Annotated in this window: 11 protein-coding genes; 5 read left to right on the top strand and 6 right to left on the bottom strand. The window is 36.9% G+C overall.

What is annotated here, in order from left to right; genetic code table 11:
- The first annotated feature begins 136 nt into the window (after positions 1–136).
- From IPI31_14785 to IPI31_14775, 3 genes are all read left to right on the top strand, one after another.
- Positions 137–865: an RDD family protein gene (locus tag IPI31_14785; GenBank protein ID MBK7569083.1), complete on the top strand. Its 729-nt coding sequence runs from the start codon at positions 137–139 to the stop codon at positions 863–865.
- A 98-nt stretch (positions 866–963) separates the two neighbouring features.
- The gene (gene typA / locus IPI31_14780) at positions 964–2,769 is read left to right on the top strand and encodes a translational GTPase TypA (protein MBK7569082.1); all 1,806 of its coding nucleotides are present in this window, start codon (positions 964–966) and stop codon (positions 2,767–2,769) included.
- Positions 2,770–2,915: 146 nt separating this feature from the next.
- The gene (locus IPI31_14775) at positions 2,916–4,013 is read left to right on the top strand and encodes an acyl-CoA desaturase (GenBank protein ID MBK7569081.1); all 1,098 of its coding nucleotides are present in this window, start codon (positions 2,916–2,918) and stop codon (positions 4,011–4,013) included.
- Here the strand turns inward: IPI31_14775 and IPI31_14770 are convergent.
- The 5 genes from IPI31_14770 to IPI31_14750 all read right to left on the bottom strand — a co-directional run bounded on the left by IPI31_14770 (position 4,006) and on the right by IPI31_14750 (position 7,682).
- Entirely contained in the window at positions 4,006–4,527 is a 522-nt protein-coding gene (locus tag IPI31_14770) for a hypothetical protein (GenBank protein MBK7569080.1), read from the bottom strand. The two genes, IPI31_14775 and IPI31_14770, sit on opposite strands and share 8 nt — an antisense overlap.
- The gene (locus IPI31_14765) at positions 4,470–4,919 is read right to left on the bottom strand and encodes a DUF1569 domain-containing protein (protein MBK7569079.1); all 450 of its coding nucleotides are present in this window, start codon (positions 4,917–4,919) and stop codon (positions 4,470–4,472) included. Before IPI31_14765 ends, IPI31_14770 begins: the two co-directional genes overlap by 58 nt.
- Before the next feature lie 37 nt (positions 4,920–4,956).
- Positions 4,957–5,493 carry a hypothetical protein gene (locus IPI31_14760; GenBank protein ID MBK7569078.1) on the bottom strand — a complete coding sequence of 179 codons (537 nt, stop codon included), beginning with the start codon at positions 5,491–5,493 and terminating at the stop codon, positions 4,957–4,959.
- Positions 5,494–5,600: 107 nt separating this feature from the next.
- Positions 5,601–6,794 (bottom strand): hypothetical protein, encoded by a 1,194-nt coding sequence (locus IPI31_14755; GenBank protein MBK7569077.1) that lies wholly within the window; start codon positions 6,792–6,794, stop codon positions 5,601–5,603.
- A 69-nt stretch (positions 6,795–6,863) separates the two neighbouring features.
- Positions 6,864–7,682 carry a GMP synthase gene (locus tag IPI31_14750; GenBank protein ID MBK7569076.1) on the bottom strand — a complete coding sequence of 273 codons (819 nt, stop codon included), beginning with the start codon at positions 7,680–7,682 and terminating at the stop codon, positions 6,864–6,866.
- A gap of 177 nt (positions 7,683–7,859) precedes the next feature.
- On the opposite strand from IPI31_14750, the gene IPI31_14745 reads away from it, so the two are divergent.
- Positions 7,860–10,307 (top strand): sulfatase-like hydrolase/transferase, encoded by a 2,448-nt coding sequence (locus tag IPI31_14745; GenBank protein ID MBK7569075.1) that lies wholly within the window; start codon positions 7,860–7,862, stop codon positions 10,305–10,307.
- A gap of 190 nt (positions 10,308–10,497) precedes the next feature.
- On the top strand, positions 10,498–12,855 hold the full coding sequence (locus IPI31_14740) for a T9SS type A sorting domain-containing protein (protein ID MBK7569074.1): 2,358 nt from the start codon (positions 10,498–10,500) through the stop codon (positions 12,853–12,855).
- A gap of 37 nt (positions 12,856–12,892) precedes the next feature.
- On the opposite strand, the gene IPI31_14735 is transcribed toward IPI31_14740, so the two are convergent.
- Positions 12,893–14,002 (bottom strand): carboxylate-amine ligase, encoded by a 1,110-nt coding sequence (locus IPI31_14735; GenBank protein MBK7569073.1) that lies wholly within the window; start codon positions 14,000–14,002, stop codon positions 12,893–12,895.
- Between the last annotated feature and the right edge of the window lie 14 nt (positions 14,003–14,016).

The following is a 14,016-nucleotide window of genomic DNA, read 5'->3' as shown; positions in this document are numbered from 1 at the left end:
AAATTCAAATTATGAGCGACTGGTTAACCCCGTTTTCCGCAAAAGCCCTTTTTCAAATATGATATTTGGAGATAAACTGAACAATTTGCCTAAAAATTTTATTTTTGGAGAATAATTCCTTTGCAACTAAAACCTAATGCGCACTATAGATATACTTACCACTCAAAACGTGACCATCAATTATGAATTGGCAGAGGTGCGCGACAGATTATTTGCTTATGTAATTGATCTTTTAATACTTGTTGTTGGTTTGGTAATACTCACAAAAGTAATAATGGCCACCGGAATTTTCGCCAATGAGGATTATGTATTATACTTTGTAGTATTCCCTATCCTCTTTTTCTACCATTTTGCCTTTGAGATTTTACTCGACGGACAAAGTCCGGGAAAACGAATGTTAGGTATCAAAGTGGTTAAACTAACAGGAACTGAACCTTCACTTAACGATTACCTTATGCGATGGGCAATGAGGCCGCTGGATATCTTTTTTTCCTTAGGTTCTATCGGAATTATGCTCATCAGCAGCTCAGAAAAAGGTCAGCGTTTGGGCGATATTGTTGCAAATACCGCGGTTATTAAAACTAATCCTTCACAACGTATTGTTTTGTCAGATATCCTGAATATCCGTTCCATAGAAAATTATGTTCCGGTTTATCCTAATGTTAGAGAATTCACCGAACCGGAAATGTTGTTACTTAAGGAAGTAATGGATAAAAGCATAAAATACCAGAACGATGCCCATGATGATGCCTTGAACGAGGCTGCAGATATTGCCAGAATTCGCTTGAACATGGAGCGGGCTCCTGCCGATAAAATAGGGTTTATCAAAACCTTAATTAAAGATTTTGTGGCTCTTTCCCGCTAAACTCCACTAATTTAAAGTAACTTTAATGTGATATATTGCCCGAATTGGGGATGATACTTCTTTTTAGCAAATAAAACAGCTACCTTTGCACCCATTTTATGCAACAGATAAGAAATATAGCAATTATTGCCCACGTTGACCACGGTAAAACTACGCTTGTAGACAAGATCCTCCATCATTGCCAACTGTTTTCGAAAGAACACAGTGAGCTAATTCTTGATAACAATGATCTGGAACGTGAACGTGGTATCACAATTACTTCTAAAAATGTATCCGTTATTTATAAGGATTACAAGATCAATATCATTGATACCCCGGGTCACGCGGATTTTGGTGGAGAGGTGGAACGTGTATTGAACATGGCAGATGGAGCATTGGTTTTGGTGGATGCTTTCGAAGGTCCGATGCCACAAACACGTTACGTTTTAAGCAAGGCTATCGCTCTTGGTCTTAAACCTTGCGTGGTAATTAATAAGGTGGATAAGGATAATTGTAAACCTGATGAAGTGCATGAAGCAATGTTCGACCTCATGTTTAACCTTGGTGCAACCGAAGAACAGCTTGATTTTCCAACTGTTTATGGTTCAGCAAAATTTGGTTGGATGAGCGATGATTTCAGAAAGCCAACTACCGATGTAGCTGCTTTATTGGATATGGTGATCAACCATGTTCCAACTCCTAAAATTGTAGAAGGAACAACCCAATTACAAGTTACAAGTATTGATTATTCCAGTTATATAGGAAGAATTGCAGTGGGTAGGGTTGCCCGTGGAACAGTTAAAGCCGGTCAGAATATCACGTTGATGAAACGAGATGGCAAATTGGTGAAAAGTAAGATCAAAGACCTTTTTGTGTTTTCGGGATTAGGGAAAATCAAGGCTGAAATTGTAACCTGCGGTGATATTTGTGCTGTAACAGGTGTGGAAGGTTTTGAAATTGGCGATACAATAGCCGATTTTGAAAATCCGGAAGCATTACCGGGAATTTCCATCGATGAGCCTACTATGAGCATGTTGTTCAGAAGTAACGATTCTCCATTCTTTGGAAAAGAAGGAAAATTTGTAACAAGTCGCCATTTACGCGATAGATTATATAAGGAAATTGAAAAAAATCTTGCGCTTCGTATAGAAGAAACCAATAGCGCCGATTCATTTATGGTTTTCGGTCGTGGAATTCTCCATTTGGGAATTCTTGTGGAAACCATGCGCAGAGAGGGTTATGAGCTTCAACTCGGTCAACCTAAGGTTATTGTTAAAATGATAGACGGGGTTAAATGTGAACCAGTGGAGATACTGGCGATTGAAACAACCAGCGATAGCGCAGGTAAAGTAATTGAAGCCGTTAGTCAGAGAAAAGGAGAGATGATGATGATGACCGCGAAAGGCGATAGAACACATCTTGAGTTCAATATGCCGTCAAGAGGTATTATCGGATTGAGAACCAACATTTTAAATATTACTCAAGGCGAGGCGATCATGAGTCATCGTTTCAAAGCATATGAACCGTGGAAAGGCGATATTCCTTCCCGTTTACATGGTGTTTTGATCGTGCATGAGTCAGGAACTTCCATCACATTTGCCCTCAACAAACTCCAGGATCGTGGATTTTTCTTCATAGGTTCTCAGGAAGATGTTTATCAGGGTCAAGTAATAGGTGAACACAGCAGAGATAACGATCTGGTTGTTAACATCACCAAAACCAAAAAACTTACGAACATGCGCGCCAGTGGTAGCGATGAGAAGGTAACACTTCCTCCTCCCCACAGAATGTCGCTGGAAGAGGCCATGGAGTATATCGACGATGATGAATTAGTGGAAGTAACTCCCCTCAATATCCGTCTTCGCAAGATACATCTCCAGGAACATGAGCGCAAAAAATCCAGCATGATGGCTGAGGTGGATTAAAATTTGAACCAGAACCCACTTTTTAAGGTTAATATGTCATAAATGTGCAATTGCTGTACACATGTGAATAAATTGCGATGAATATCACTATTTCATTCTTTTTATAATACGGTGTATCTAGTACCTTTGCACTGATATCGATAACAATGAAAGGAAAAATCAAATTTGTAGAAAGGCCGCGTACCGAATTTTTCGCAACCCTTCGCAGCCGTGTTAACAGTTATTTCGAGGAAAATAAAATTGCCAAAACTGGTGATTATCGCATGGTGATCAAAACCGTGGTGATGTTGTCGCTTTATATAGTTCCGTTTATCATCATTCTTACCGGAATTCTTCCAGTTTGGGCCACTTTTTTTATGTGGATCATCATGGGAATTGGTGCATCAGGAACCGGTATGAGCGTAATGCATGATGCCAATCACGGAGCGTATTCCAAATATCCTTTTGTAAATAACATGCTAAGCCGAACGATGTATCTTGTAGGGGGAAGTAAATTCACCTGGCGCGTTCAGCATAATATTCTCCATCATACATATACCAATATATATGGAATGGATGAAGATATTCACGATAAACCAATACTTCGTTTATCTCCACATGGAAAATTACACTTCATTCATAAATATCAGCATTTATATGCATTTGTAATTTATTGTCTAGCTACTTTGGGATGGACATTAAATAAAGATTTTAATCAACTTATCCGCTATAATAAAAATGGTTTAACAAAAGGCAGCGGCGGAAAACCAAGAGGAGAAATGATCAAATTGATCGTGAGTAAAATATTTTATTTTGCAGTGATATTACTACTTCCCGCATTGATATCCGGATATGGTTTTGGATATATTATTTTAGGATTTTTGGTGATGCAATTTGCTACAGGATTAATTGTAACTACCATCTTCCAGCTTGCACACGTAATTGAAGAAACCGATCATCCGGTTCCTACCGAAAATGGGGAAATTGAAAATGCATGGGCCATTCATCAGTTGGAAACAACAGCAAATTTTGCAAAAAAGAATCGTGTATTAAGTTGGTTTGTGGGTGGATTAAATTATCAGGTGGAACATCATTTATTTTATAACATTTGCCATATCCATTATAAAAATATTGCTCCAATAGTAAAAAAGACAGCATTGGAATTTGGTATTCCTTATTATGAAAAAGCTACCTTTTGGGATGCATTGGGTTCACATGTAAGAGTATTAAAACAGATCGGAAATAATACAGCAATGGCTAAATAATTTTAATTATATAAAGCCATAGTTTTTCTGTTACAAGTCCAAATATCATCCAGATCGGGAAGTAGTCCAATCTTATATATCCATTTAAATGTAATCCTTCCGTATATAACCACGGGCAATTACCCGTAGTAATATCCAACATAAATCCTGCAAAATATTCTAAACTCAAACAGCATATTGCATAAATAATTGCACGCAATAAAATGTGTATATTCTTTATTTTATTATACACAAAAGGAAAAATAAAAGGTATGATACCGTAAATAAAAAACATCCATACATAAGACGTTCCTGTAAGATCCCATCGAATATTTTCGTGATTAATTAATGGAAGTATCAGATTATATTTTAAACCCGTAAACAGTATTTCCGCAGAAACACCAAAACAAGCAAAAATAAATGCTCGGATCAAAGAGGAGCGAAAAATATTTTTTTTGATATCATCATCAGCCTCCCTCACACCCCAAATTGGCGTAAATGATGATCCAAATGTTTTACAGTTAAGGTATCCCATTCTTCAGGCGATAATTTCCCGAAGAAGGGGTGTTTATCTTTTGTAACACCGGTTGGTCCTACAGTAGAAAGTTTTTGTATAAGTTCTATAGCCTTCGTTTTTTCGTCATCGAAATTACGGTCATTTTCAATCACAAAACTGGCATCGGTGGGTAGGCCTTGTTTAAAAGGTTTTTCATTTACAAGTCCCTTTTTTGCTAAACTTCCAAATAAAATTCCAATAATGGTGCGTTTGGGTTTGTATTCACCCAATGCAACACGAATGGGTTGCTGAATATGCGCGAGCATTTGCGCCACAGTCATAGTGCCCCAAATATGTTGTGAAATAGGGTTTAATTTATTGATTCGTTCAATAAAATTTTGTGCATCCTGTTGATCGTATATACTCGCCATATCTTGGTTTTAATAACAGTCAACGGAAAATCTAAATTTATTGTTCCGTTAATTCAATAAGATCGAATAATACATATTTACCTGCAGCGGGAGCTTCAGTTGAACCACCGCTTAAACGAATAACAAGTTGATCACCTGCATTAAAAGTAGTATTAATATCAAGCGTTTTTAAGATCCAGGCATTTTCATCCGACGATTCAGAAGCTAATACTGTAACTCCTCCTCCGGAATCCACTTTTCTTAAAGAAACAGATCCTGGCCAGTTATCAAAAGAATTAATAGATGCAGTCAGTTTATATTTTTTAGATCCTTCCAGGCCATTCATAATAAAATCGGCATAACCTTCTTCCGGAACTATATCTGGATCAATACGCAGCGACCAAACTCCACCATTCACAGGAGTGTTGGGATCAGAGGAGGTATTATTGGTTATCCAACCATCGGTAGTAAAAGTCCCTTCCATTTCGAACGAACCATGACTCACTAAAACAACAGGATCGGGCTCTTCTTCCACTTTTTTACAAGCAAATAAAAGTGTGGTCAGCATTAGCAGGGTTGAGATCGTTTTTATCATCGTTTTCTGAATTTATGCAGATAAAGTTACAGGAAAGAACTGATAGTTGAAAAAAATGTATGTGGGTATTAATTTTTTTCCGTTCAAATTATAAAAACAGATGTCACTTATTTCTCAAAATAACCCACAGTTCCACCCACCCAGGTTTTGTTCTTATTAAAATCCACTCCTATCATAACACCTTTACTAAGGCGCGCCAAATTAATAACTAAGGTAGGTCGAGGCTCATTTTTCTCCCAAATGTACATGAGCCTAATCTCACATTTCGCAGGATCGTCCAGAGTTTGTATTACAGGTTTATATGTAGCTTTTCGCTGCAAAATGTAATTTTCTGCATGTAACATAGCCTTGTCTATCGACTCCGGGGTGATATTAAAAATTACCCCATGTCCTGCAAACGAAAATAATGGTTTTAAAACATAATTTTCAAGATCTGCCGGAAGGGTTTTTAAGGTATTCAAAAAATGAGTTTCGGGAACATATCTGCTTTTAATAAAAGGCAAAGTGTATTTACTTATGCGAAAGAACCAGTTCGGGTGACAAACCCATTCCACATCAACAGGGTCAGTTAGATTCCATGCACATTTAAGATCAGGTCTCGCTTCTAATTCATCAAATATCAAACGATTGTAAATTCGTTTAATTTGAATTTTTTCTTCATCAACAATATAAAATAATGTATTTCCTTCCTTTATAATTTCTGAAATACAAACCGCTTTAATTCCCAATAAATTTTGTGTAAGAAAAAAATCGATCCAGGTTTTTTGTTTGGTGGGTTCTATTTCCAAAACAATTACATTTTTTGGATCGTGGTCTCCAATAATATTTGTTTTTAATAATTCTATGTAAGCATTTTCATCCAGACCATTAAATAAATGCGAAACATTATCGGGTATTTCAAAATGTATGCGATAATTGGTACCAAGGGCATGTTGCCAGGCATAAAGAGATGCAAATCCCTGCATTTCAATTAATTGTGGCAATAATTCACCTTGTTCATTTTCGCATATCCCAAAATCTAGTGCAATAAAAACGGGGCGGCCTTCTTCACCGGGAACAAATACTTTTTCGGGAATTGCTTTTTGCGTAGCATTTATAAAATCGGGTTGGCAAATAATATCAATTATCTCATTTCCGGCGGTTATTAATTTATCTCTGAAATCAGCGGGAATAAAAACGGGAGTCTCACAAATTTTAAATTCAATTTTATGGTTTGTATCACTGTTTGAGTCTTCTATAAAACGGTTATATTTTTCATCACTGAAATTCGTATTGTAATTTGATCTGGCTTTTTCTATCATCGTATTTTTATTAATTTCAGAAATTAAAAAAATAAAATATTTGCAGAGTATTTTTTTAATTTATATTTTTCAGTTCATGTTAAGCGCGTTAATTGCCGACCGTAAAAAGGATGGGATTATTTCTTTATGGGTTAATGGAATTTTTAAAGGATCGCTGAGTGAACGTATCATATCTTCCAGTTTCCAATCGCCGTGACTGCTAATGATTTTATTGCGTCGTTCCGGATTTGCAAAATGGCGTAACATCCCTTCTGCATCTGCCTCCGGGTGAAACTGGGTCATATAGATCTCATTGCTGAGTTTAAGTGCCATAACGGCTCTTTCATAATCAACATGTTCTCTCTTTTTTTCAATGGCAAGAATACTGGCACCTAATTCTTTCATCTTAGGATAGTTGGGTTCAATCATTTGCCAATCTCTGCTATCAACAACATAATAGGGATCGGGTAAACTGTGGAAAAAATGATCCTGTCGGGCAATTTCCGTCCTATGCACAGGAAAAACCCCGAAGGCATTTGATTTTCTCGGGCATACATTTCCCAGTTCAAAATGGCGACCTAATAACTGAAATGAATGACAAATTGCAAACAGATACTTTTTGCGTTTGGTGCCGTTCTGGTTATGTGCCCAAATGCTATCAATAAGATCAAAATATTTTTTCTCCCATTCCTTGCCTTCCCCGTCAAACGGACTTCCCGGCCCACCGGTGGAGATGTAAATATCATATTTCTTCGTTGGCACTTCATTTTTGTATCTTACATCAAATTCCTGCCAGTCAATAAAGTCGCTGAGCTCCTGAGCAATTGCCCGGATGCAACGCATACCCTCGTTTGGAGCGTTTTCATACATATCGAGAATAGCTAGACTTATTTTTTTTTGCTTAGGCATTACAGGTCGCTAAGATAAAAATTTAAAAAACGGAACAAAGTTTGTTATCAACGTCATGAGTATGTAATGAGTAACAAATGTGGATAGTTCATTACCTAACCTAATTTAAATAATATCTTTGTATTGGTACACAATGCATAATTGTTGCCGGAACGAACAACGCGAACTAAATTTATAATGACACACACACGCTTAAGTTTCTTATCGATAGTAACAGCAATACTTTCGATGAGTTCACCGTATTGTTTTGCCCAAAGTCCTGAGGCAGATAAACCCAACATTATCTTTATAATGGTGGATGATGGCAGGTATGATGAATACCGACCAACCGGTGCTCCTGATTGGTTTGAAGCCCCTAATATCGAAAGGATCGCAAATGAAGGGGTAAATTTTACCCGGACATATGCACCTACTTCCATGTGCGGACCAAGCCGGGCGAGCATTTATACAGGATTATACGCTCATCAGCACAAGGCGGAGAATAACAATTATGCATTCACCGATTCTTTGGCAAAAATTGGTCAGATCTTGCATGATCAGGGCTATTACACAGGCTTTTTTGGTAAATATGGTCAGGGATTCGGGCAACCTCATGAGTTCGACTTTTTTATAAACACAACGGAAGATGACTACGAATTAACTACTTATAATTTGAACGGCATACCTACTTTTTACTATTCACATAATACCGATGTTCTCAGTTATTTTATAAATGGTTTTTTCGACTCCATTGAGGCTCACAGTGATCAACCCTTCGCTATTTTCTTTTTCCCTTTCGGACCCCATCCGCCTAATACTCCTCAAAATGAATATTTGACTTTATATGAAGGCTTGGATGTAAACTATCCGATAGCAGCTCAGCCATATACTTCTCTATACCCTGAATATTATTATGAAGCAACGAGCAATTGGACCAAAGATTCCATAAAAACCGTTGAATTCCTGATAGATAGATTTGAAGTGTTGAAAGGTATTGATGATGTGGTAGGAGAGTTGTTCAATTATACCGATTCCTTAGATATCACCGACAGCACCTTATATTTATATACAAGTGATAATGGATATATAGCGGGTGAACATGCAATGCGGGCAAAAGTTTTACCTATTGAAGAATCCATTCATGTTCCGTTGTTCGTAAGATATAAACCATGGTTCAATGATTCTATAGTTATGGATAATGATCTGGTAGAATTGATCGATATACCGTCAACTTTAATCGATCTTATAGGTGTTGAAGATACTTTTGGTTTTGAAGGGCATTCATTGAGACTTATTGCAGAGCCTGATACCTTAAGAAAATTTGCGCGATATGAATTTGGTGGAGATGATGATCCGGGAGATACGGGTTTTGATGTACCCGACATAAGAGGAATAAGAAGTTTCGATCACCTCTACACAAGAGCGAAATGCAATTGTTATGAAGAAGAATTTTACGATTTTTCTTCGGATCCATTTCAACAAACAAATCAAATACTTAATCCGGAATATCAGGAGCTTATCAATTATTTTAGAAATGTTTTGGATAGTATGTTAATTGCTGTTAACGATACCTTCCTTATCGATACCCGCGATTGCGCTTTAATAGGTGCCTACGAAATTGAAGATAGCATTGACCAGGATTGTAATGGATTAATTGATGATGGAATTTCATTAAAGAACTGGTATCAGGATATGGATGAAGATAGTTATGGTAATATTGATAGTATGATAGTCAATTTATATCCCATACCCGGATATGTGCTAGACTCAACCGATTGTAATGATGCAAATGCATTTATCAATCCTTCTCAAATAGATTATTGTGATGGTATAGATAACAATTGTGATACTGTTATGGATGATTTTGTTGTAATACCAATTGTTACTCCATCTGATTCTGTTTTCTTTTGTGCAGGTGGTTCTCAAACGTTAACAGCAAGTCCTGTAATTTCAGGATTTACCGCACAATGGTACTTAAATGGGATATCTATTGACGGTGCAACCAGCTATACCTATAATGCAACCAATAGTGGAGATTACTCCGTGAAATTTACTGCGCCTGCGGGTTGTATCACCACTTCACTTCCAACTGCTATCACCGAATTTGTAGTTAAAAAACCAAAAGTAAAAAACAGTTCACTTAGTAATAATCTTACTATAAATAACCCGGTAAAACTTTCGGTAAAAAAGGTGATCGGACAAACATATCAATGGTATTATAATGATGCAATTATATGGGGAGCAACAAGTAATAAATTTAATGCCGGATTAGCAGGAAATCATAAATGCACCGTAGTTGATGTAAATGGCTGTGCATCCACCTCCAAAAATTTTCTCGTAATTCAAACATTTAAAGAAGATCAGGTAGAAATTCCATATTTAAATGAGACTGAATTATTATTATTCCCAAATCCTGCAACAGATAATTTCACTCTGGAATTTACCAGTAATTCCGAATTTTTTGGTGAAGGCAGAATAAGCATTAAGAACATGCTTGGGGCGGAAATTTTTACACAAAACACTCCTGTTATGTCGGGAGCAGTTTATCAGGAAGTATCTTTAAATAATTCAATTGCTGCAGGGATATATATTGTGGAATTACAGATCGGTGATCAGAAATGGAAACAACAACTTGTTGTGCAATAGGTAGAAATTAATTTAAATAAAAAACCGCGTATGAATTTTTATATGCGGTTTTTTATTGAGTAGTGTAGCCCATTTCATGGCAGTTGCACATTCAAAGAATCGAATCGCCGAAATTATTTAATGTAAAAGCATGAAATGCAATAAATTAAAAATTAACTAACTTTAGTTAATTATACGATTTAATATTGTCATGAAAAATCTGTTATCCTTATTGTTATTTGGCCCTTTTGCAGGATTCTATAGCTTTGCACAGGCTCCGGATATTATTTGGCAGAAGTGTTTTGGCGGTATGTTTGGTGAAAGCGCTAAAGAAATTAAACAGACTCCGGATAGCGGTTTTATCATATTTGGTGGCTCTTCAGGTATAGACGGAGATGTTACCGAAGCAAGTGAATTTGGGGATTATTGGGTAATAAAGATTGATTCTAACCTTAATATTGAATGGCAAAAGTCAGTTGGAGGCTCTTCCTTTGAATTTGGTGAATCCGGCATTATTTCTATTGACAGTGGTTATTTAATGCTTGGTCAAACTTCATCTTCTGATGGAGATGTTTCGGATCCAATGGGTAGCCAGGACTTTTGGCTGGTAAAATTTTCGCAAACAGGAGAATTTTTATGGGATAGGTCTTATGGAGGCAGTGGTGATGAATCAGGAAAATGTATTATTACTACTCAGGAGGGTGGTTATATAATGGCAGGATCTACAGATTTTTCTTATGATGGAGATGTTAGTGGAAATCATGGTGGTGATGATTTTTGGATTGTAAAGCTAAACGCAGATGCAATTATCGAGTGGCAAAAATGTTATGGAGGAAGCAATAACGATTATGCGAATTCTATCGCCCAAACGCCTGAAGGGGGATATATAATTGCCGGGAGATCGGAATCCTCTGATGGAGATGTATCCGATAATTATGGATCTGTAGATTTTTGGATAGTCAAAATTGATTCTTTGGGAAATATCGAATGGGAAAAAAATTATGGAGGAACAGGGTACGAAATTGCCACCTCGGTTAAACCCACACAGGATGGCGGTTACATCGTTACTGGGGAAACCGATTCAAATAATGGTGACGTGTCGGGATTTCACGGAGGGCCGAGTGATTGGTGGGTGCTGAAATTGGATAGTGTTGGCGCTATAGAATGGCAGTTACCCTTAGGTGGTAGTAATGGAGAAGAATCAGAGGTTGTTATTAACATTGTGGATTCAGGTTATTTGGTAGCAGGTTACGCCATCTCAGATAATATGGATCTAACTGGAAATTACGGAGCATCTGATTTTTGGGTTGTTAAACTGAATTTAACCGGAGTATTGGAATGGCAAAAAAATTTCGGAAGTTCTGAAGTGGAACATGCTTATGACATGATTTCTACCACTAATGGCGATCTTGTAGTTGCGGGATATACCACGGGAAACGATTTTGATGTTTCGGGTTATCATGGGCCTATTGGTTATGGCGGTGACGTCTGGATTGTAAAACTCGGCTATTGTAATACGGTTTTTTATGCTGATGCCGATGGCGATGGTTTCGGAGATATTGATATTGATTCAATTGCATGCAATATACCTGCAGGTTTTGTTGCCGACAGCAGTGATTGTGATGATACCAATAATTTGATCTTTCCTACAGCAACAGATATTTGTAATACTATTGACGACAATTGCAATGGTTTAACAGATGAAGATGCAACTGCTTTTCATTGGTTTATGGATGCAGATGATGACGGATATGGAGATGTATTAATTGATTCTGTTTCCTGTTTTACTCTAAGTGATTTTGTATTGGATAGTACCGATTGTGATGATACCAATATTTTAATAAATGCTGCAGCAACGGAAATATGCAATGCAATTGATGATAATTGTAATATAGATATTGATGAGGGTTTAATTTTTTATACTTTTTTTGTTGATGCGGATGGGGATGGATTTGGTAATGCGGATGTGTATTTAATTTCTTGTTTTGAGGAATTTGCTGGTTATGTTTTGGACTCCAGTGATTGTAATGATTCAAATAATATGATCTATCCCGGAGCCACCGAATTTTGTAATTATCTTGATGATGATTGTGACGGAATTGTGGATGATAATTTAACCTATATTCATTCGTTTGAAGATGCCGATACTGATGATTACGGCAATATTGAAGTAGATTCACTCAGCTGCGACCTGCCTGAAGGTTTTGTTGAAAATAACAGCGATTGTGATGATACCAACCCTGAAATTTACCCAGGAGCACCTGAAATATTAAACGGAGCAGATGATGATTGTAATGGATATAATGATGAAGGTCTGCAAACAAATAATATTCTATTATCGCAATTAAATATTTATCCGAATCCGGCGAGTGAGATGTTATATATCGAATATTCCGGTAACGAACATTATACTATAGAGATCGTAAATGTTACAGGAAGTATTATTTATTCTGATACAAAACTTTTAGATACTCAAACAATCAACATAAGTAAATTTGCAAGTGGGGCCTATATTATAAAAATACAAACTGCAAGTGGAGAAGTATCTGTTGTGTTTGTGAAGAATTAATTTTTTAATCCTTCCCAAACACATGTATTAGAATAAATCACAACCCCACATAACTCTCTTCTATCATAAAATCCACCAACTTATTAAAGTCTCTGTTATTATCGTAATAAGTTTTTAACTGACGATCGGCACCGGTGCCATTATTCAGCATCCACTTGATATTTTCGAGTTCTTCGCGGCTTCCCAATTCATCAACAACATCATCTACAAAATCTAAAAATTCGAGCACAAGATCTTTGGTATCCACCTCTTCCTGTTTTCCGAAATCAATTAATTTTCCGCCAATTCCGTAACGCGCGGCGCGCCATTTATTTTCCTGAATTAATGCGCGATCATAATTACGCCAGCCGATATTGCTTTTACTTAATTTGAATAATTTAGCGGTTATTGCCTGCATTAAAGCAGCCAGTGCAAGTGTTTCATCTACACGCAACGGTATGTCACACATTCTGAATTCGATGGTATTAAAATAAGGATGTACACGAAGGTCCCACCATATTTTTTTACCGTTGTCGATACAATTTGTTTTTACCAACAATGCAACAAAATTATCGAAGTGACTTGCATCATTAAATACATCCGGAATACCCGTGCGTGGAAATTTATCAAATACCTTTGTGCGAAACGATTTAAATCCGGTATCTCTTCCTTCCCAAAAAGGCGAGTTGGTTGACAATGCAAAAATATGTGGTAAAAAATAACGCAGCGAATTCATCATATACACTGCAACATCTCTCGATGGCATTCCAATATGCACATGTAATCCGAAAATTAAATTACTTCGTGCAGCTTCCTGCATTTCATTTACAATTTCCTGATAACGGGGATGATTTGTAATTAATTGTTCTTCCCATGATGCAAAAGGATGAGTTCCCGCAGCTGCAATTTTTAATTTATCCTGATCGGCTAATTCAGCAATTATTTTTCGCAATTGAACAACCTGATTGCGCGCATCTTTCATATCCTTGCAAATACTGGTTGCAACTTCAACCACACTCTGATGCATCTCCGCTTTAATATCAACATCGTATTTCGCACCGTTCTCAATAATATGGTGGCGACGATGTGAAAGGTCGCGGGTTTCAGGATCAATTATCTGAAATTCCTCTTCTATCCCTAATGTAAAATCCTTATATAAACTACTCATGTAAATTATTTCTT

The sequence above is a fragment of the Bacteroidota bacterium genome (assembly GCA_016706865.1).
Taxonomy (GTDB): Bacteria; Bacteroidota; Bacteroidia; order Chitinophagales; family BACL12; genus UBA7236.
Note: the sequence above shows the minus strand (reverse complement) of the source record. Positions and strands in the feature narration are given on the sequence as shown.